At 70.0% G+C, this 20,224-nt stretch carries 15 protein-coding genes; 7 read left to right on the top strand and 8 right to left on the bottom strand.

Going from position 1 to position 20,224, the window contains the following annotated elements; genetic code table 11:
- Positions 1-50: 50 nt before the first annotated feature.
- From ppk1 to ACLII4_RS11740, 3 genes are all read right to left on the bottom strand, one after another.
- Positions 51-2,294: a polyphosphate kinase 1 gene (ppk1, locus tag ACLII4_RS11750; protein ID WP_412067590.1), complete on the bottom strand. Its 2,244-nt coding sequence runs from the start codon at positions 2,292-2,294 to the stop codon at positions 51-53.
- Between the two features lie 230 nt (positions 2,295-2,524).
- A complete protein-coding gene (gene dnaG, locus ACLII4_RS11745; RefSeq protein ID WP_412067589.1) occupies positions 2,525-4,417 on the bottom strand; it encodes a DNA primase in 1,893 nt (630 codons plus the stop codon).
- Positions 4,418-4,440: 23 nt separating this feature from the next.
- Positions 4,441-4,941, bottom strand: a complete 501-nt coding sequence (locus ACLII4_RS11740; protein ID WP_412067588.1) for an MOSC domain-containing protein — start codon at positions 4,939-4,941, stop codon at positions 4,441-4,443.
- Between the two features lie 55 nt (positions 4,942-4,996).
- On the opposite strand from ACLII4_RS11740, the gene ACLII4_RS11735 reads away from it, so the two are divergent.
- From ACLII4_RS11735 to ACLII4_RS11705, 7 genes are all read left to right on the top strand, one after another.
- A complete protein-coding gene (locus tag ACLII4_RS11735) occupies positions 4,997-5,143 on the top strand; it encodes a hypothetical protein (RefSeq protein WP_412067587.1) in 147 nt (48 codons plus the stop codon).
- 30 nt (positions 5,144-5,173) lie between these two features.
- The gene (locus tag ACLII4_RS11730; RefSeq protein ID WP_412067586.1) at positions 5,174-6,418 is read left to right on the top strand and encodes an alpha/beta fold hydrolase; all 1,245 of its coding nucleotides are present in this window, start codon (positions 5,174-5,176) and stop codon (positions 6,416-6,418) included.
- Between the two features lie 73 nt (positions 6,419-6,491).
- A complete protein-coding gene (locus ACLII4_RS11725; protein ID WP_412067585.1) occupies positions 6,492-8,102 on the top strand; it encodes a PQQ-dependent sugar dehydrogenase in 1,611 nt (536 codons plus the stop codon).
- 106 nt (positions 8,103-8,208) lie between these two features.
- Positions 8,209-9,528 (top strand): ergothioneine biosynthesis protein EgtB, encoded by a 1,320-nt coding sequence (gene egtB / locus ACLII4_RS11720; RefSeq protein ID WP_412067584.1) that lies wholly within the window; start codon positions 8,209-8,211, stop codon positions 9,526-9,528.
- Entirely contained in the window at positions 9,525-10,502 is a 978-nt protein-coding gene (egtD, locus tag ACLII4_RS11715; protein ID WP_412067583.1) for an L-histidine N(alpha)-methyltransferase, read from the top strand. Before egtB ends, egtD begins: the two co-directional genes overlap by 4 nt.
- Before the next feature lie 18 nt (positions 10,503-10,520).
- A complete protein-coding gene (gene ppgK, locus ACLII4_RS11710) occupies positions 10,521-11,312 on the top strand; it encodes a polyphosphate--glucose phosphotransferase (RefSeq protein WP_412067582.1) in 792 nt (263 codons plus the stop codon).
- Between the two features lie 87 nt (positions 11,313-11,399).
- Positions 11,400-12,323, top strand: coding sequence for a GntR family transcriptional regulator (locus ACLII4_RS11705; RefSeq protein ID WP_412067581.1), 924 nt, complete (start codon positions 11,400-11,402; stop codon positions 12,321-12,323).
- Between the two features lie 3 nt (positions 12,324-12,326).
- On the opposite strand, the gene ACLII4_RS11700 is transcribed toward ACLII4_RS11705, so the two are convergent.
- From ACLII4_RS11700 to ACLII4_RS11680, 5 genes are all read right to left on the bottom strand, one after another.
- A complete protein-coding gene (locus ACLII4_RS11700) occupies positions 12,327-14,687 on the bottom strand; it encodes an HD family phosphohydrolase (protein ID WP_412067580.1) in 2,361 nt (786 codons plus the stop codon).
- 106 nt (positions 14,688-14,793) lie between these two features.
- Positions 14,794-16,356 (bottom strand): sodium:solute symporter, encoded by a 1,563-nt coding sequence (locus ACLII4_RS11695; protein WP_412067579.1) that lies wholly within the window; start codon positions 16,354-16,356, stop codon positions 14,794-14,796.
- Positions 16,357-16,893, bottom strand: coding sequence for a hypothetical protein (locus ACLII4_RS11690; protein ID WP_412067578.1), 537 nt, complete (start codon positions 16,891-16,893; stop codon positions 16,357-16,359).
- Positions 16,890-19,118, bottom strand: coding sequence for an NAD-dependent DNA ligase LigA (gene ligA / locus ACLII4_RS11685; protein ID WP_412067577.1), 2,229 nt, complete (start codon positions 19,116-19,118; stop codon positions 16,890-16,892). The genes ACLII4_RS11690 and ligA overlap by 4 nt, the downstream gene beginning before the upstream one ends.
- Positions 19,115-20,173: a helix-turn-helix domain-containing protein gene (locus ACLII4_RS11680; protein WP_412067576.1), complete on the bottom strand. Its 1,059-nt coding sequence runs from the start codon at positions 20,171-20,173 to the stop codon at positions 19,115-19,117. Before ACLII4_RS11680 ends, ligA begins: the two co-directional genes overlap by 4 nt.
- Between the last annotated feature and the right edge of the window lie 51 nt (positions 20,174-20,224).

Here is a 20,224-nt window from a genome sequence, read left to right as displayed (position 1 = left end):
GTGATCCCCGGTCGACTCGGTTCATTCCGGATTCCTCGTGCCTCACTTCGCTACAGCGACCACGCCGCGTCGTCCTCCTCGGTCCGCCGGCGGGCACGCCTCATCAGCGTCTCGTGGAAGGCGTGGACCTTCTCGCCCTCGGCGGGCCAGCGCAGGGTGTACCGGCCGTCCGGCCCGAGATCCCAGGCCTGCCGGTTGTCGTCGAGGCAGAACTTGAGGGTCCGCTGGAGCCGCGCCCGCGCCGTCTCGTCGACGACGGGCACCACCACCTCCACGCGGTCGTCGAGGTTGCGACGCATCCAGTCGGCCGAGCCGATGTAGATGGCGTGGTCGCCGCCGTTGTGGAAGTAGTAGATCCGGCTGTGCTCCAGGAAGCGGCCGATGATCGAGACGATGCGCACGTTCTCGGAGACCCCCGGCACGCCCGGGCGCATCCGCGTGTGGCCCCGGACGATGAGGTCGATCTGGACGCCTGCGCGGCTGGCCTTGTAGAGTTCTTGGATGATGCCGACGTCGTCGAGCGCGTTCATCTTGGCGATGATCCGGGCCTTCTTGCCCGCCTTCGCATTCGCCGCCTCGTGGCGGATCAGCTCGACAAACTTGGACCGCAGATCGCGCGGGGCGACCGTCAGTGTCTGGTAGTCCTGCTCGGGGGCATAGCCGGTCAGGAAGTGGAACAAGCCGACCAGATCCTCGCCGATGTCCTCACGCGCGGTGAACAGCCCGAAGTCGGTGTAGAAGCGCGCCGTCGACGGGTTGTAGTTGCCCGTCCCGAGGTGGCAGTACGTGCGCAAGCCGTCGGCCTCCTCGCGGACGATCAGCGTCGTCTTCGCGTGCGTCTTGAGCCCGACGAGACCGTAGGCCACGTGCGCGCCCGTCTGCTCCAGCTTCTGCGCCCACTCGATGTTGTTCTCCTCGTCGAAGCGCGCCTTCAGCTCCACGAGCGCAGCGACCTGCTTTCCCGCCTCGGCCGCTTTGATGAGCGCGCGGACGATCGGGCTGTCCTGGCTCGTCCGGTAGAGCGTGAGCTTGATCGCGAGCACCTTGGGGTCGTCGGCCGCAGCCTCGATAAAGCGCTGCGTGGAGGCAGCGAAGCTCTCATACGGGTGGTGGACCAGCAGATCGCCTTTGCGGATGACGGCGAAGATGTCCTCGTCGTCCTCCATCGCCATGTGCCGCAGGCGGATGGGCACGACGGGCTCCCAGGGCAGATCCTTGAGGTCCGGACGGTCCGCCTCCGCCAGGCTGAACAGGCCCTGCAGGTCGAGCAAACCGTCGACGGGGACGATGTCCTCGGGCCCGTCGAGGTCCAGCTCGCGCGCCAGCAGCTCGCGAACGCGCTCCGGCATGTCGGCCTCGACTTCGAGACGGACCACCTCCGAGAACTTTCGCTCGCGCAGCTCCTCGGAGATCATCGAGAGCAGGTCGTCGGCCTCCTCCTCACTCCGGTCGAGGCTGGCGTTGCGGGTCACGCGGAAGGCGTAGACGCCCAGCACGTCCATGCCTCGGAACAGGTCCTCGGCGTTGTTGGCGATCACGTCCTCGACCGCCACCACGTGGTTCGGCGTCCCGAGCACGGGCATGAAGCGGGCCCGGCCGGCCGGGACCTTGAGGCGCGCAAAGTGCTCGGTCCCCCGCGTCGGGTGGCGCAAGGTGATCGCCAGCGAGAGCGACAGGTTCGAGATGAACGGGAACGGGTGGCCCGAGTCGACCGCCAGCGGCGTCAGGATCGGGAAGATGGTCTCGCGGAAGACCGTGTCGAGCGCGGCCTGCTCCTCGTCCTCCAGGCTGTCGTACTCGCGGACGACCACGCCCGCGTCGGCGAGCTCGGGGCGGAGTTCGTCCTCCCAGACGCGCGACAGCTCGCGCTGCATGTCGAGCGCAGCGCCCGTCGAAAGCTCGAGTTGCTCGCGCGGGGTCCGGCCATCGGGCGAGAGCGCACGCACGCCGGCGCCGAGCTGGCGCTTGAGCCCGCCGATGCGCTTGCGGTAGAACTCGTCGAGGTTGTTGGCCGTGATGGCCACGAACCGGACCCGCTCGATCAGCGGCGTCCGCTCGTCGAGGGCCTGGAAGAAGACGCGCCAGTTGAAGTCGATCCAGCTCAGCTCGCGGTTGAAGTACAGCGACGGGTGGTCGAGTTCGACGCCGTCCGGCACCTCCGAGGGCACCACGGCGACGGCGAGGTCCTGGTCCATCATGGCCGGCGCGGGCGCGGGGCCCACGTCGTGGTGCGGCACGTCTTGCTGCCCGTCGCCCTGGGCGTCGATCTCAGCGGGGTCGGTCGTCTCGGCCATGTCAGGGGTCAGGGGGAGGGCGGGGCCATGCTACGTCCGAACCTGCGTGGCGCTCCCGCCGACGTGACGAACGCGCGAGAAGACCGGCGCTGGACGACCCGCGAGCCAGCGGTCGAGGAACGCGATGGGGTGTTCGGGACTCGCCGGGGCGGTGGGGACGTGGCAAGAGGCCGGGCAACCGGCCCCATCGACCTTCCCCTGCCCCTCGCCCGAGCAACCCTCCGAGTGCTTTACGCCACCGGGTCGGCCCCGCCCTCGCCCCATTCCATGAACGCGCCGCTGTCGATCTGGCGGCGCAGGGCGAGCAACTTGCCCACCTGAGTCTGCAGCCCCTCGATCTCCTCCCCATCCCGCTCGGCGGTTCGCACCTCGTGCTTGAGCACGTCGATGGCCTCGTCGACGCGGTCGAGCTTGAGCAGGCGCATGGCGCTGGCGGCGGCCGAGAACGGCTCGCGGTCGCGGTCGAGGTTCGTGATGCCCACCTTCGACGTCCAGTTTTCGGACAGCCCGCCGTGGCGCTCGGCCATCGAGTCGGTCACCAAGATGCGCGCGGCCTCCCCGTGGTCGCCCCGGACAAACGGCGCCGCGTCGACGGCGCCCGCCTGAAACTGCGCGATCAACGCCTGGACGACCTCGCGCGACGGGCCCGGGGAAAACTCGTCGACGCCCATCCGGGTCAGCACGTGCTCGACCATGGCGCTCCCGTGCTCCACCATCAGCCGGATCAGCATCGCCTCTTCAGGTCGGACATCGGGGACCTCCATCGGGGCGGGCGCCTCGGGCTCCGACTCGAACCGGCGCGGCGGAGCCTTAGGCTTCTGTCCGCCGAACAGGCGCCGCAGGTCGGTGTCGGCCACGTCGAGCTCGGACGAGGCGCGGCGGAGGTAGCCCTCGACCAAGATCGGGTCCTTCATCCGCCGGATGGTCGCCAGCACGTCGCGGACGACCTCGGCCTTCCCCTCAGGCGTCGCCAGCCGGCCGGCGTCGCGGGCGCGCTGGGCCAGGAAGGACACGAAGTCCTGACGCTCTTCGCGCAAGACCGTGCGGAACGCCTCGGTCCCGAATTGGCGGACGAACGAGTCGGGGTCGGCGCCGTCGGGGAGGGCGACCGCGTACGGCGCCAGCTCGGCGTCGAGCGCCCGGTCGATGCCCTTCTGAGCGGCGCTCTGCCCGGCCTCGTCGGCGTCGAAGAGCAGGACCAGTCGCTGCACGTCGAGCCGTTTGAGGGCGTCGAGTTGCTGCGGCGTCAGCGCCGTCCCGCTGGCGGCGACCACGTTGCGGACGCCCGCGTCCCAGAGCGACACCACGTCCGCGTAGCCCTCGACCACGATGGCCTCACGCTCGGTCCGGATCGCCCGCTTGGCCTGCTTCATCCCGTAGAGCACGGTGCTCTTGCGGTACACCTCCGTCTCGGGCGAGTTCACGTACTTGGCGGGCGTGTAGTCGTCGCTGCCGGTCTGGGTATCGGGAAGGATGCGGCCGCCGAAGCCCAGCACCTTGCCAATCGGCGACAGGATGGGAAACATCAGCCGATCCCGAAACACGTCGTAGTGGCCGCCCCCGTTGCGCTCCTTCGCCAGCCCGACGGCCTCCAGCACGTCGGGCTTGTAGCCCGCTTCGGTCGCGGCGGTCACCAGCCCGTCCCAGGCTGGCGTCGACACGCCGATCCCGAACTCGCGGACGGCCTCCTTCGAAAACCCGCGCCCCTTGAGGTACTCGACGGCGCGCTCCCCCTCGGGCGTTCCGAGCGTCTTGTAATAGTAGCCGGCCGCGAACCGGAGCGCCGCGTGCAGCGACGCCTTACGGTCGCCCTCTGTGTTCGCGCCCTCCTCGCGGATCTCGATGCCCGCCCGGTCCGCCAGCAGGCGCACGGCGTCGAGGAAGCCCGCCCCCTCGATTTTCTGCACGAACGAGAACACGTCTCCGGACTCCCGGCAGCCAAAGCAGTGGAAGAAGCCCTTGTCCGGCACGACGTTGAACGACGGCGTCTTCTCGTTGTGGAAGGGGCAGAGCCCGATGTAGCTGCTCCCCTGCTTCTTGAGCCGCACGCGGTCGCTGATCACGTCCACGAGGTCGGACGCGGTGCGGACCTCTTCGATGACGGAGTCGGGGATGCTGGCCATGGGCGCGGGGGGGACCGGAGAGTTTACCCCGGGAGGTGACGGCGTCGCGTCAGGCTCGCGGCGTCCACAGAGATCTCGTCGCCGACGGCGAACCGGCCACCGACGAGGATGGCGCAGCGGACGCCGCCACGCCCGACGAGCGCGTCGAAGGCCCGCTCCTGCCCGGTGACGCGGACGAGGTATTTGCACGGCGCACACGGGCGCACAACCGCCAGACGGACCTCGCCAACCGTGAGTTCGCCCCCCTGGACCGCGAGCAGGTCGATGCCTTCGACGACGACGTTGCGGCGGTGCTCGCCAGCCCTCATCTCGACCCCGAACTCGCTCGCGGCACTCGCCAGCGACTCGGCGGCAATTAGCGTCAGGTCGCGAGCCGGCCCGGGCCAGCGGCTGAAGGAGCCCTCGCCGGCCGCGTAGCGGTCGCCCTCCAGCCCACGCCCCTCCATGGCATGAGCGGACGGGACCGCCACGACGGGCGCCCCGGCGGCCGGGGCGAGGAAGATCTGAACGACGCGGCCGGGCACGGCGGAACGGGAGGGCGGACTCCCGGGTCAACGCCGGACACCTCTCCCGAGTCCCATGCCCGACCCGACCCGCCCCCAGGACGTCTCCGCCGACAAGCCCACGACGGACGTTGAGGAGGAGACCGCGCCGACCGAGCACGGCCGCGCCGACGACGACTCCGACGTGCGCGACGACGACGGCGACACCGACCTCCCGGCGTAAGGCCTCGCGCCTCCGCCGCGCCTACGCGCCATGCCCATCTCTCAGCGCCTGTCCATTCCCAATGCCGACGGCCACCTGCTAGCGGCGCGGCTCGAAACGCCCGATGCCGGGGCACCGGTCGCCTACGCCCTCTTCGCTCACTGCTTCACGTGCTCGAAGGACCTCCGCGCCGTGCGCCAGATTTCGTCGGCGCTCGCGGCGCAGGGGGTGGGCGTGCTGTCGGTCGACTTTACCGGCTTGGGCCAGTCCGAGGGAGCCTTCGAGGACACGTCGTTCTCGTCGACCGTCGGCGACTTGCTGGCGGCAGCGGCGCACCTGGGCGAGACGCACGCGGCGCCCCAGATGCTGGTTGGCCACTCGCTCGGGGGCGCGGCCGTGCTGGCCGCGGCAGCGCACCTGCCGTCCGTGCGTGCGATCGCCACAATCGGCGCGCCGTGTGACCCCGGCCACGTTCGGAACCTGCTTTCGGACTCCGAGGCCGCTATCGAAGAGGCGGGCTCCGCGCGTGTCGACATCGGTGGGCGGCCGTTCACCATCCGCCAGCAGTTCCTCGACGACCTCGACTCGCACGCGATGATGCGCGAGCGGATCGGCGCGCTCGGCCGCGCCTTGCTCGTCTTCCATTCGCCGCAGGACCGGACGGTCGGCATCGACCAGGCGCGCCACATCTTCGAGGCCGCCCGGCACCCCAAGAGCTTCGTCTCGCTCGACGGCGCCGACCACTTGTTGAGCGACCCCGCCGACGCCCGCTACGTCGCCGACGTGCTGGCGGCGTGGGCCGGCCGCTACCTGTGCCCCTCGGAGCCCGAGCCCGCCGCCAACTACGACGACGACCCGACGGTCACGGCCACGATCGGCGCCTCAGGCTTCCGGACGGTGTTGGCGGCCCGAGGCTTCACGATTGTTGCCGACGAGCCCGCTCGCGTCGGCGGGACGGAGACGGGCCCGACACCGTATGACTTGCTCGGCATGGCGCTCGGCGCCTGCACCTCGATGACGCTGCGGATGTACGCCGACCGCAAGGGGCTCGCGCTCAAAGGCGTCGTCACCGAGGTTTCGCACGCCAAGGTCCACGCCGACGACTGCGCACACTGCGCGACGTCGACTGGCCACCTCGACCGACTCACGCGGACCATCCGCTTGGACGGCGACCTCACGGACGAGCAGCGCCAGCGGCTGCTGGAGATCGCCGACCGGTGCCCGGTCCACCGGACGCTGGAGGGCGAGATCGACGTAGTGACGGTTTCAAGCTCACCCCATGAAACCGTGTCTTGAGGGGTTGGCATAGTCTGTGCAGACTGGAGGGCACCTGGGTCGGAGCGGTTCCCTTTCGCTCGGCCGAGGCCCCATGCCTACTTGGAAAACGGCTCGCTTTCGGTTCCCCCGCTCGTCCGGCTTGGCCGCCGCGGCCGTTCTGCTGGCGACCGCCGGCTTCGGCTCGGGCGCGGTCGTGTACGAGCTCGAGCTGTGGCCGTACCCCATCCTGCACCAAGCGGTCGACGCCGCCGCCCGGCGCACGCGCCCGCCCCAACGGGTCCTACGGACCCAGCTCCTCGACTTCGACCTCGTTCAGGCCGGCTACGGGTTCCCCCACACGAGCCGCCAGGCGGGGGCGTTCGCACAGACGCCCGGGGCCGTCCTCCTGATGGTCAACGGAACACTGTCGGTCCTCGACCCCGAGACGCTCGAAAAACGGCGTCTCCCCGTGGCGTTCCCCGACAACGGGCATGACGCGCTTTTTGCCCTGCCGTCGCCAGACGGCCCCCCCGCGCACGTCCGGAACGCGTGGCATCGGTACCACGATCTCGAATACCAGGCCCCCGACCTCTACCTCACATTCTCCCGCTACCATCCGGGCGACCGGTGCTTCACGTCGGTTGTAGCCCGGCTTCCGCTCGTAGGGGCCGTCGAGAAATTGCGGGCTGCCGCCGACGATTGGGAGACGGTTCGCGAGACGGCCCCCTGCCTACCCTTCCGGACTGGCCACGAGCCCTACAAGGGGCACCAGGCCGGCGGTCGGCTCGAGCCGGCCGGCGACGACGCGCTGTACTGGACGGTAGGCGACTACGGATTCGACGGGCTGGATGCCCCGCCGGTCTCGCAGGACCCCACCTCCGACTATGGAAAGATCTGGCGGCTCGATCTCGCGACGGGCGCGGCGACGGTCCACTCCAGCGGCCATCGGAACCCCCAAGGACTCACCCGGACCGCCGACGGCGCCTTGTGGTCGACCGAGCACGGGCCCCAGGGCGGTGACGAGCTAAACCACGCCGAGGCGGGCCAGGACTACGGGTGGCCCCGCGCCACCTTCGGCACCGACTACGGCGCGGACACGTGGCCCGGCGCGATCGCGGTGGGGCGGCACGACATGTTTGCCAAGCCGGCGTGGTCGTGGACGCCGTCGATCGCGCCATCCGAACTCGACCAAATCGAAGGCGTCGACCCGCTGTGGAACGGTGACCTGTTGATCGGAAGCCTAAAAGCCCGGTCCTTGATCCGTGTCCGCCTGGAGGGCCAGCGCGTGGTGACCATGGAAACGATCCCGCTCGGGGACCGCGTCCGAGACATGATCATGCACGAGGGGCGGATCTACCTCTACACCGACAACGCAGAGGTCATCCGGCTCACCCCCCGCCCGCGAGCGGTCCGGGCGGCACTCACCGTGGGGATGAGCACGCGCGCGGCCGCCGAGCTCGTCCGCTGTCAGACATGCCACGGCCCCGGCTCTCATGGGTCCGCCCCCTCCCTGTGCAGCGTCGTGGGTCGGCGGGTAGGGCAGACGCCCGGCGCATCCGACGCGCTCCGCCGGACCAGCGGGGTGTGGGACCGAGACCGCTTAGTGACCTTCTTGGCAGACACCGAGGCCGCCGTTCCCGGAAATGACATGCCGCAGGTCATCATCTCCGACCCCAGGATCCGGGCGGAGCTCGTCGACAATCTCGACACGCTGTGCCCGTAGAGAAGCGCCCGTAGAGGTCCGGCTGGGCAAGGCAGGGAAGATTCCCGAGATCGAGGGCGTCCTAGGCCACATCGGAACCCACGCCGTCCGCCCCGGTCCCCTCTGCATGGCATCCCCCCCCCTTTCCGCCGCCCCGGTGGCGACCCTCGCCGACCGGTTCGCGACCGTCCGCGCCCACTCCGAGGCGATCACCGAGGGCTTGCACGTCGAGGACTACGTCGTCCAGTCGATGGAGGACGTATCCCCGCTCAAATGGCATCTCGCCCACACCACGTGGTTCTGGGAGACCTTTGTGCTGACGCCGTTCGCACCGGACTACGCGCTCTTCGACGACCGCTACCCCTTCCTCTTCAACAGCTATTACGTCCAGGCCGGCGAGCGGCACTGCCGGGCCCAGCGCGGCTACCTCTCGCGCCCCACCGTCGCCGATGTGGCCGCGTACCGCGAGCATGTCACGGCAGCGATGGGCGACTTCCTCGACGGCTTCGATGAGGCAGAGCGCTCCGAGGTCGCGGACGTTGTCGAGGTCGGGCTTCAGCACGAGCAGCAGCATCAGGAGCTGATGCTGACGGACCTCAAGCACGTGTTCGCCGTCAACCCGCTGCGGCCCGCATACCGCGAGCGGGCCCACACCCCGGCTAGCGATCCCGGCGCCGTCCGCTGGCGGGCGTTTCCGGCGGCGCTCCACGAGATCGGGTTCGAAGCCTCCGACTCGTCGACGGCAGCGGGCCGGTTCCACTTCGACAATGAGGGCCCGCGCCACCGCCAGTTTGTCGAGGCCTTCGAGATCGCCGACCGCTTGGTCACGTGCGGAGAGTTCCAGGCCTTCATGGCCGACGGCGGCTACGACCGCCCCGAGCTGTGGCTCTCCCTCGGCTGGGCGACGCGGCTTGAACGCGAGTGGTCGGAGCCCTTCTACTGGGAGGCCCGCGACGGCACGTGGTGGCACTACACGCTGGCCGGCTTCCGGCCGGTCGACCTCCACGAGCCGGTCACTCACCTCAGCTACTTCGAGGCCGACGCGTTCGCCCGGTGGGCCGGCGCCCGGCTGCCGAGTGAGTCAGAGTGGGAGGTCGCCGCACGGGCCACATGGGACGGGGCCCCGCCCCCGGCGCACGACCGGCTCCACCCGTCCGCGGCCGAGCCGCCCGCCGGCGGCGACGGCGCCCCGGCCGCGTCCCCCCCGCTCCGCCAGCTCGTCGGCGAGGCGTGGCAGTGGACGCACAGCCAGTACTCGCCGTACCCCGGCTATCGGCCCGTCGAGGGAGCGCTCGGCGAGTACAACGGCAAGTTCATGGCCAACCAGTTCGTCCTCCGTGGCGGAAGCGTCGCCACCCCGCCCGGCCACATCCGGCCGACGTACCGCAACTTTTTCCCGCCCGACGCCACGTGGCAGTTCACGGGCCTCCGCCTCGCCCGCTCGTGACCGACCCCGACACCGACGCGCCGCCGGCGCACGCCGACGCCTTCGCCGCCGACGTGCTCGCAGGGCTTGCCAGCCGACCCCGCACGCTCCCGGCGAAGTACTTCTACGACGAGGCCGGCTCGCGCTTGTTCGACGAGATCACCCGCCTCGACGCCTACTACCCGACCCGGACCGAGCGCGGGATCCTGACGGACAACGCTGACGCCATCGTCGACGCCATCGGCCGAAACTCCGCGCTCATCGAGTACGGGTCGGGCTCCAGCGACAAGACGCGGATCCTGCTCGACGCCTTGCATGCGCGACGGACGCTGGCGGCCTACGTTCCCATCGACATCTCGGAGACGTTCCTCCTCGAGACCGCCGACCGCCTGCGATCCCAGTACGACGGCCTGCCCGTCCTCCCCGTCGCTGCCGACTACACCGAGCCGTACACCCTCCCGGACCTCCCGGACGAGACGCGGCGCTTGGTCGTGTTTTTCCCGGGCTCGACGATCGGCAACTTCACCCGCCCCCAGGCTCGCGACTTCCTCCAGCACGTCGCCGAGGTGATCGGCGACGACGGCGCCTTGCTCGTGGGCGTCGACCGGTGGAAGGATGAGGCCACGCTCAGGCGTGCGTACGACGACCCCCAGGGTGTCACGGCGGCGTTCAACCTAAACCTGCTCCGCCGCATCAACCGCGAGCTCGACGCCGACGCCGACCTGAGCGCTTGGGCCCACGAAGCCCGCGTCAACCACGCCGAGCGTCGCGTCGAGATGCACCTCCGCAGCCTGCGCGATCAGACCCTGACGGTCCTCGGCCGATCCTTCGAGGTCTCGGCCGGGGAGACCATCCACACCGAGGACTCGCACAAGTACGGCCCCGACGGGTTGGCGGACCTCGCAAGCGATGCGGGCCTGGTCCGACGCCGGCAGTGGTCCGACGCCGACGGCCGATTCGCCGTCGAGCTCTACGAACGAGGCGCCGACGGCTGAGTCGTTCTAGCTTGCGACATGGCCGATTCCGCCCCCCAGAAAAAGAAAGTCCCCTCCAAGATCCTCGGCGTCGACATCGGCGGCAGCGGGATTAAAGGGGCGCCCGTCCACGCCAAGAAGGGCAAGCTTCTCTCCGAGCGCTACCGGATCCCGACGCCCCAGCCCTCGACGCCGAAAGCCGTCGCCGAGACGGTCCACGAGATCATGAAGGCGACCGGCTGGACCGGGCCCATCGGCTGCACCGTCCCCGGCCGCGTGGTCCGTGGCGTGGTCGAGACGGCCGCCAACATCGACCCGGCATGGGAGGGCACGAACGCCCGCAAGCTGTTCCGCAAGACGTGTGGCGTGCCGGTCGCCGTCATCAACGACGCCGACGCGGCAGGCATCGCGGAGGTCAAGTTTGGAGCCGCGCGCAAGCAGAAGGGCACCACGCTCGTCCTCACCTTCGGAACCGGCATCGGCAGCGCCCTCTTCATCGACGGCCGCTTGGTCCCGAACACCGAGTTTGGGCATCTCATCTGGGACGACGAACGCATCGCCGAGCACTTCGGGGCCGACTCGATCCGGACCAAGGAGCACCTCTCATGGGAAAAGTGGGGCAAGCGCCGCGTCTTGCCCCTGCTGAAGCACTACGAGTTTGTCCTCTCGCCGGACCTCATCGTGATCGGCGGGGGCGTCAGCAAGCCCGAGCGGTGGGAGCGGTTCTCGCCGATGCTCCAGACGAAGGCCAAGCTCCGTCCCGCCGCCCTCGGCAACGAGGCCGGAATCGTCGGGGCCGCCGTGGCAGCCCGCGAGATGCTCGGTGGCTAGCCAGGGCGCCAGCCAGCCCTGCAGCCGCTGTGTGTGCGTTGGGGACGGGACACGTCCCCGCTCCGCGCTCCTCAGCCCCCCCGGCCCATGATCGAACTCGACCGCGACGCCCCGCTCCCCCTCGCCGACCAGCTCGTCGGGGCGATGCGCTACGAGATCGCCGCCGGCCGCTACCGCCCGGGCAGCCGTCTTCCCTCGACGCGAGCGCTCGGCGACCAGCTCGGCATCTCGTTCCACACGGCCCGCAAGGCGTACCAGAAGCTGGCGGAGGAGGGGATCGTCGACGTGCGACGAGGCGGCGGCTACATCGTCGTGGAGCGACAGGCCCTCTCGCGGTCGGAGCGCCTGGAGCGTGGGGCCGGCGTCGTGGAGACCGCGCTCCACGAGCTCGTCGGCCTCGGGCTGGGCGACGACGAGGTGGAGTACGTGGTGCAAGAGGGCCTACAGTTCTTCGAGCGCCCGGGCGCACGCCGGGCCCTCTACTTCGCCGCCGGCTACCGCGAGCTGGCCGAGAGCGGGGCGGAGCAGGCCAGTGCGGCGCTCCAGGAGCGAGTCCAGCCCACGCTCCTGACCGAGGTCGCCGGCCTCGACGCGGTCGACGGGCTGGTGGTCGCCTTGCCCGACCTCCGCACCGCCCGCCGCGCCCGTCCCGGCGCCGAAGTTGTAGGGGCGGCCGTGATGTACGCCGTCGACGTGCTGGAGCGGATCGCGAGCCTGGGGCCCGGCGAGTCGCTGGGCGTCGTGACGCGCCACCCCGACGCTGTCGCCCCGCTGTCTGACGAGATCCGCCAGCAGACCGGCTTCGCAGGCCCCTTGCTCGGGCTCCCCGTCGACGCGGACAAGCGCCAGCTCGAAACTGTCGTCCGGCAGTCCGACCTCGTCGTGTTCACGCCCCAGGCCCGTCGTCGCATCCGGCCAGTCGTGCAGCGGATGTCCACGCAAGCCGCCGAGATGGCCCCGACGCTGGCGCCCGCATCGCTCTCCCGTCTCCGCGACGCGCTCGCGGGCTGACGCTTAGCCCAGTGTCGAGCGCTCTTCCGGGGTCGCCCCGACGATCACCTCTTCCGGCTCGGGCTCCGGCGTTGCCCCCTTTGACTCGGCCACCTTGTCCGGCGCCTCCTCCTCCTGGTCGGGGTAGCGGACCCGGAAATGGTAGATGCCGCACAGCAGCGTGTGGAACGCGTCCTTGATCCGCGCGAGATCGGCGAACGTCAGGGTGGACTCGTCGAGCTGGCCGTCGCTGACGCGGGCTGCGACGATGCCGTCGATGAGGGACTCCAGGCGCTTCGGGGTTGGCTTGCCGAGGCTGCGGCTGGCGGCCTCGACGGAATCCGCCAGCATGACGATCGCCTGCTCGTTCGTCTCGGGCCGCGGACCCGGATAGCGATAATCCGACTCGTCGACCGTCGACGGGTCCTCGGCCTCCTCTTGCGCGCGGCGGTAGAAGAACTCGATCAGGCCCGTCCCGTGGTGGCTGCCAATAAAGTCGAGGACGACGTCGGGCAGGTTCTGCTCGCGGCCCAGTTGCACACCCTCCTTGACGTGCGCGGCGATCACCAGCGCGCTCATCGAGGGCTTGAGCTTGTCGTGCGGGTTGTCGCCGGGCTGCTGGTTCTCGATGAAGTACTCCGGCTTGAGCATCTTCCCGATGTCGTGGTACAGTGCACCCACGCGGGCCCGGAGCGCGTTGGCGCCGATGGCGTCGGCGGCGGCCTCGGCGAGGTTCGCCACCTGAAGCGAGTGGTTGAACGTCCCCGGAGCCTGCATCGACAGCTTCTTGAGCAGGGTCCGGTTGGTGTCGGACAGCTCCAGCAACGTCATGTCCGTCGTCACCCCGAAGACACGCTCCATCCCCCACAGCAACGGCGCCGCGAGCAGGATCAGTGCCGCGTTGACCGCGACGGCGACCAGGTCGCCGAAGAACCCCGTCGTAAAGGGATCCGCGCGGAGCAGTTCGTAGCCCAGCAGGATCAGCGCGTACGCCAGCAGGACCAGCCCCGCGCTGGCCAGGATCTGACTCCGGTTTTTGACGTCCCGCACAGAGAACACCGCCAGCACGCCCACGATCAGCGTCGTGAACGTGTAGGGGAAGTCATACCCGAAGACGAGCCCGCCGATGGCGGCCAGGGTCAGCGTGGCGAAACTCCCCACTCGGCTGTCGAAGACGATGGTCAGCAAGATCGACGCGAGCGACACGGGGACCACGAAGGCCGCGGGCCCGCCGAACGCACCGGCAACAAGGAACCCAACCAAGACGCCTCCCAGGATGAGGCAGGCCAGAACAAACTGGCGCAGGTCGGCGAAGAGCGCCGGGCGCAGGAGGTAGGTGTAGAGGAAGAACAGGGCGATCGCCGAGAACACCAGGATGGTCCGGCCGAGGATCGTCGCGATCCACGAGCTGTCGCCGCTACGCTCGCGCTGGGCGTAGTCGAGCGACTGGAGCATCTCGTAGCGCGCCGTCGTGACCTCGTCGTAGCGCCGGATGACGATCTGGTTTTCTCGGACCCGGCCCCGGGTCGGGAGCACGCTGCGCAACGTCTCCTCCCGCTTTCGGTCCGTCGCCTCGGCGTCGTAGATGAGCGATGGGTCGAGCGACGAAGCGAACAGGGCTGCGCCGATGGCGACCGTGTCCGGACGCCCCGGGAACGCGGCGAACAGGCTGCGCCGGGCGAAGATGGTGGCCTGGTCGATCCCGACCACGTCCTGGCGCCGTTTCTGGATCTCAGACCGGGTGTCGATATTCTGGACGTGCAGGACCTCCGAGCGGACCGAGTCGATGGGCACGTCGAGCACACCGCGGGTGAGCAGTTCCCGCGCGATCCGCCCCGCCTCCATCAGGAGGCGGTCGTCGAGTGGCGCCCCGCCCCGCCGCGCGGTCGCCGTGTCATAGGCCGACGCCAACAGCAGATTCCACTGGCGTGGACTAAGGCTGAGCGACAGGGCGCGGCGCCGCTGGAGGTACCGCACCGAGTCGGCTCGAACGGCGGCACGAGCGGAGCGGAGGTCGCCCGCTTCGGGGTCGGCCGCCATCTGCGCCACGCGCTGGCGAGCCTGGCGATAAGACACGTAGGCCGCGAAGGTCGAATCGAGGCGCGCATCGACGGAGTCGAGGCGCGCGAGCGTCTGGGCCTGCGCCTCGGGACGTTCGCGGAAGATGGGCGCCTCGGACGCCAGCACCGAGTCGCGGCGGGCCTGGATCTCCTCCTCGGGCAGCCGGATCGAGAAGTCGAACGGGGCCACCACGTCGTCGGACTGCCACACGTCGCCGGGCCGGGCCGTGCCGTCATAAACGGCCACGTTCGGGAACGCGACGAGCGCGAGGCTCCCCAGGATGAGGAATAGCCCGGCCCTGATCGCCGTGGCCCGACGGCTCATCTTCGGCGACTCCTTGGGCCGCCGATTGTCGGAGCGGAGGCCGGCCCGGCGGGAGTACCGGCCGGTGCGGGGGGACAGACCAAGGCGATCGAGAAAGCTCATGCGCTTAGGACGCCGACGCCACGGGTCGGGCTCCCGCGCGATGGCGGAGCGCCAGCAGAGAACCGAGGGCCACGGTGATGGAGGCCCCGATGACGGGGTAGAGCGGCCACGCGACCGCTCTCAAGCCGAGGTCGGCGCGGAGATCGGTAGACGGCCGCCACTGAACGGTCCAGGCGCCGGTCTCCGTGCTGAACCACAGCCCGAAGATCAACGCGACCATCGCCACAATCGCGACCACGAACGCGATCATCGCGTCCGGCTGGCGCGCACGGTCTGAGACCAAGCCGAGGACGAAGGCGCCGAGCAGCCCGCCGTAGGTGAACCCAGCGATGCCCAGGCCCAACTCCACGACGGGGTTGTCCATGCCGGTAAACAGCATTGCAAACCCGACGAATACGCCCGCCCAGACGAGCGTGAGCACCCGACTCAGCGCCAGCGCCTTCTCGGGCGAGGCGGGCCGCTTGCCGATCCTCTCCAAGAGGTCCATCAGCGTGGAGCCCGCCAGCGCATTGAGCGACGACGAGAGCGTGCTCATCGCGGCGGCGACGATGCCCGCCAGCAGCAGGCCCCGCAGCCCGACAGGCATTTCGTCCAAGATGTAGCGGGGGAACAGCTCGTCGCCCCGCGACAAGCCTAGGTCCGCGAGCGGAGCGCCGCCGTAGTGGACCCACAACATCAGGCCGACGGCCAGAAACAAGGCGAACTGGACGGCGACGAACACGCCGCTCCAGATCATCGCCTTGCGGCCCTCCTCCAGGGAGCGGCACGCGAGCACGCGCTGGACGATGAGCTGGTCCGTCCCGTGCGAGGCCATCGCGAACACGGCGCCGCCGACGACGGAAACGACCAGCGCATACGGCGAGGTGAGCATCACACCGAGCCCCTCCCCGATCCCGAGATCGATGAGGGCCAGCTTGCCGGCCTCGGCAGCTTGCGCCAGCGTCCCCAGGGCGGGCGTGGCGACCAGCAGTCCCAGGGCGATGATGGCGCCTCCGACGTAGATCCCCATCTGCACCACGTCCATCCACACGACGGCCTTGAGACCTCCGACGTAGGTGTAGGCGGCCGTCACGACCCCGATGGCGATGATCACGGCCGGGTACCCGATCTCGTAGCCCGCCGCCCGGGCGACCACCTGGATCGGGATCGCCGTCGCGAACAGGCGGACGCCATCCGCCAGGAGCCGCGTCAGCAGGAAGGTGACCGACGCCAGCCCGCGCATCCCGTCGCCGAAGCGGTCTCCCAGAAACGCGTAGGCGGTTTGCAACTCACCCCGGAAGTAGCGCGGGAGAAGCACATAGGCGACGACGACCCGCCCAATCATGTAGCCGATCGCCAACTGGAGGAACGTCAACGCCCCGCCGTACGCCACGGCCGGGACTCCGATCACGGTCAGCGTGCTCGTCTCGGTAGCGACGATGGAAAAACAAACGGCCCACCATGGCAGGTCGCGCCCGCCAAGGAAGTAGTCGTTGGTGGTGGTCTGGCGACCTCCGGCTTTTAATCCGAAGGCAACGATGCCAACGGCGTACAGCCCGAGCACGACGAAATCGATCGGTGTGAGCACTTAGACAGGGAGAACGGGCGGGTCGAGTTGGCGGAGCAGCCGGCCGAGCGCCTCGGCGGCGCTGGCGGCGTCGGGGGTGGCGCCGATCATCAGGTCGAAAAACGGCTCGCGGTCGAGCCGGTGACGGCCAATCCGGACGGCGGCAGGGGACGCGCCGACCAGCAGGGCGGCTGCAAGATCGTCCGGCGCCGCGAGGTCGACCGCCACATCTGGGGCGTCCGCCCACGCGGCGTCGAGGACGGCGCGGGTGGGGATCCGGCGCCAGTCGAGCGCGTCGGCGTCGAGGGCCACGATGCGACCGGTGAACGCGAACGGCGCCGGACCGATGTGGTCGCCGGCAACCACGGCGGTCACGCGGGCCGGCGCCAGCCCCAGGCGCTCCACGAGTGCCCATGCGGCGGCTTGGCCCGCATCATCGGGGGGCAGAACCAGAAGGAGCCGGCGCTCCGGCACGCGACGGGGCGGGGCCGGACGGCGGGCAACGATGGCGGTGCGCGCCGCGCGGGCCGCGAGCGCGGCGCGGAGGCGGCCAATCACGAAAACAGACTGGCCTGGCCCATCGAGGGCCCGTCGTTCGCTGGGTCCTCTTCGACCGATGGCGACGCAGCTGGCGGGGCGTCGGGCGGGACCGTGGACGCGTCGGGGGCAGCGGGGAGCGGCTGGCCCGCCAGCACGGCAGCGATCTGCCCGGCGTCGAGGATGGCCACGCCCAGCTCCTCGGCCTTGTCGCGCTTGGAGCCCGCCTTCTCGCCCGCCACCACATAGTCGGTCTTCTTCGAGACGCTGCCCGACACCTTGCCGCCCAGCGCCTCGATCTCCGTTTTGAGCTCGGGCCGGGTCATCCCCTCGAACGAGCCGGTGATGACGACGGTCTTGCCCGCGAACACGCCGTCCGCAGCGCGCTCGGAGGCGACGCGCTCGCCCGGCTTGCGCGTCGTGTCGACGCCCAGTGCCTCCAACTCGGCGATCGTCCGCTGATTCTCGGGCTCCAGAAACCAGTCGACGACGCTTTCGGCGACGATCGGCCCGATGCCATCGATGGCCTCCAACTCTTCCTGGGTGGCCGACGCCAGCGACGCCAGCGAGTCGTGGTGGGCCACGAGGTCGCGGGCGACGGTCTCGCCGACATGGCGGATGCCCAATCCGAACAACAGGCGCGCCAGCGGGCGCTGCTTCGCGGCGCCGAGCCCGGCGATCAAGCGGTCGGCCTTTTTGTCCTGGAAGCCCTCCAGGTCGACCAGCGCGTCCCGACGATCGATCAAGCGGAAGAGGTCCGGGAGATCGGCCACCAGCCCCTCGTCGACCAGCCGGATCGCGCCCTTTCTGCCGAGTCCATCGACATCCAGGGCGTTCCGGGACACGAAGTGCTCGACGGCGCGACGCAGGACCCCGGGGCAGCCGCCTTCGAGATGGCGCAGGTCGACGCTGCCCTCGGGACGCACCAGCGGGCGGCCACAGACGGGACAGACCTCCGGAGGCAGGTAGGGCGGGCGGTCACGGTCTGGATCCGCGCCCACGGGCCCGACGACGGCCGGGATCACGTCGCCGGCCCGCTTGACCACCACGTCGTCACCCACACGGATGTCTCGGGACTGGATGTAGTCGGCGTTGTGGAGCGTTGCTCGCGAGACGGTCACGCCCCCCACCTCGACGGGCTCCAAGATGGCCAGTGGCTTGATGACGCCTGTCCGACCGACGTTGTGCTCGATGCCGACGAGCCGCGTCGTGGCCTCGCGAGCGGGGAATTTGAAGGCCACCGCCCAGCGCGGCTCCGTCGAGCGCAGGCCGAGCACGTTCTGATAGTCCAGCCGGTCGACCTTGACGACGACGCCGTCGATCTCCACGTCGAGCGTGTCGCGGCGGTCGGCCCACCCTTGGCAAAAGGCCACGAGGTCGTCGACGTCGGTGAACACCTGCCGGTGGGGGCCCGTGGGCAGGCCGAGCCGCGCCAGTTCGTCGAGCACGCCGGACTGCGTGCCGGGCATCTCGCCCTCGACGGGCCCGACACCGTAGGCGTAGAACGACAGCTCGCGGCTGGCGGTGACGGCCGGGTCGAGCTGGCGGAGGCTCCCGACGGCCCCGTTCCGGGGGTTCGCCATCGTCTTCTCCCCTGACGCCTCCAAGCGAGCATTGACGGCGTCGAACGTGGACCGGGCCATGAACGCCTCCCCCCGGATCTCGACACGCGCGGGAGCGCCTTCGGCGAGACGGAGCGGAATCGCCCGGACGGTGCGGACGTTTGTGGTCACATCCTCCCCAACACGGCCGTTGCCCCGGGTGGCTGCGCGGGTCAGGACGCCGTCGACATACGTCAGTGCCAGTGCGAGCCCGTCGATCTTGAGCTCGGCGACATAGGTCAGCGTCTCGCCGTCGTCCATCACGCCGTCGAGCCCCTTGCGGACGCGGTCCACCCAGGCGCGGAGGTCGTCGCCATCAAAGGCGTTGCCGAGCGACAGCAGCGGGACCGGGTGCGCGGCCTTCTGAAACGCGTCGAGCGGGGCCCCGCCGACACGGTGCGTCGGGGAGTCGGGCGTCTGGAGTCCATGCGCCTCTTCGAGGGCCCGCAAGCCGTAGAAGAGGCGGTCGTATTGCGAATCGCCGACCAGGCTCTCGCCGGCGGTGTAGTACGCCTGCCCAAGAGCTCGGACGACCGGCCGGAGCCGCGTCGCGAGCGCAGCCGCCTCGCCCGCCGCCAGCGAGTCGGCGTCGAGCCCGTCGACCGCGTCGAGCAGGGCGCGAGCAGCCCCGATCACGTCCGTCATCCGCCTCCCGCGGCTGCCAGCGAGTCGAGAAGCGCCTGTCCGGTGGCCCGGCTGATCGTAAGGGTTTTGCCGCTCTGAGGGGTAAACCGCAGCCCCTGAACCTCGACGGTGGTCTCTTCAAAGGCGTACGCGGGGCCGCCCTCGTTGCCCTCGCCCCACAGGATCAGCAGCGAGTCGGCGGTGAACGTCTGGGTCCCGCCTTGGTCGACCCAGTACGGCGCGCGATCGGCGGTGTCGTCGGTAACCCTGAACCACTGGAGCCCGTCCCCACCAGCGGTAACCGTCACTGTAATCGGGAGCGCCAGTTGCGGGCCTGTGGGGGTCTCGGCTGAGGCCCCGACGGAATCGGGGGTGGCGTCCAGTTCGTCGGCGCCGACGGCGACGACCTGGTCGTCGGGCTCGGCGTCGGGCGAGTCGTCGCGCAGGAGCCACCACATGGCGCCCCCGACGATGAACACGAAGACCGCGAACAGTCCCAGGATGAGCCCCCAGTTCTTGTCGAACGACCGCCGGGCACCGGGGACGGCGGGCCGGTTCACGCGCGCTTGCGCAAGCGTCTTGGGCTTCTCCGGCGTCACTGGGCGAGCCGCCGGGTCCGGCGTGTTGCGGAGCGCGTCGACGGCGGGGGCAGTGCCGGTCGCACGCGGAGAAGGGGCCGCAGGAGCAGGCGCCTTCCGGTCGGTCGCGGCCTTCTTGGGAGCCGACGCCGTGGGAGGGCTTGCAGGGACGGACGCCGTCGACTCGGGTTCGGCGTCCGCGAGCGGCGGCGCTCCACTGCTCCCATCCGGATGGAGCTCGCCACGGTACGACCCCGATTTCACCGCCCCATAGGCTGCCGTCACCGCGCTCGGCGAGACGCCGACGGCCTTGGCGTACGACTTCAGAAACGCTTGGAGGTACACCTCGTTGTACGTCGGGTCGCCTACGAGGTCGCCGGTCTCGAAGCGCCGGAGCACATCGACGGGAATCCGCGTCTGCTGCTGGATGTCGCCGAGGGAGAGACCTTTGGCCTCTCGGACGGCGCGGAGGTCGGATTCGAACGGACCGGAGGGCACAGGCACGAGTGGTGGGGGCGACGGAAGGTACCAGGCCCCACGACTCCGCGC

The organism is Rubrivirga aquatilis (genome assembly GCF_046845665.1).
Classification (GTDB): domain Bacteria; phylum Bacteroidota; class Rhodothermia; order Rhodothermales; family Rubricoccaceae; genus Rubrivirga.
This window is presented reverse-complemented; position numbering and strand designations above follow the sequence as displayed.

What these genes read in the sequence shown, in the direction of transcription:
- ppk1 (WP_412067590.1), bottom strand. Translation starts at nt 2,294, where the DNA reads ATGGCCGAGACGACCGACCCCGCTGAGATCGACGCCCAGGGCGACGGG.
- dnaG (WP_412067589.1), bottom strand. Translation starts at nt 4,417, where the DNA reads ATGGCCAGCATCCCCGACTCCGTCATCGAAGAGGTCCGCACCGCGTCC.
- ACLII4_RS11735 (WP_412067587.1), top strand. Translation starts at nt 4,997, where the DNA reads ATGCCCGACCCGACCCGCCCCCAGGACGTCTCCGCCGACAAGCCCACG.
- ACLII4_RS11730 (WP_412067586.1), top strand. Translation starts at nt 5,174, where the DNA reads ATGCCCATCTCTCAGCGCCTGTCCATTCCCAATGCCGACGGCCACCTG.
- ACLII4_RS11725 (WP_412067585.1), top strand. Translation starts at nt 6,492, where the DNA reads ATGCCTACTTGGAAAACGGCTCGCTTTCGGTTCCCCCGCTCGTCCGGC.
- egtB (WP_412067584.1), top strand. Translation starts at nt 8,209, where the DNA reads ATGGCATCCCCCCCCCTTTCCGCCGCCCCGGTGGCGACCCTCGCCGAC.
- ppgK (WP_412067582.1), top strand. Translation starts at nt 10,521, where the DNA reads ATGGCCGATTCCGCCCCCCAGAAAAAGAAAGTCCCCTCCAAGATCCTC.
- ACLII4_RS11705 (WP_412067581.1), top strand. Translation starts at nt 11,400, where the DNA reads ATGATCGAACTCGACCGCGACGCCCCGCTCCCCCTCGCCGACCAGCTC.
- ACLII4_RS11700 (WP_412067580.1), bottom strand. Translation starts at nt 14,687, where the DNA reads ATGAGCCGTCGGGCCACGGCGATCAGGGCCGGGCTATTCCTCATCCTG.
- ligA (WP_412067577.1), bottom strand. Translation starts at nt 19,118, where the DNA reads ATGACGGACGTGATCGGGGCTGCTCGCGCCCTGCTCGACGCGGTCGAC.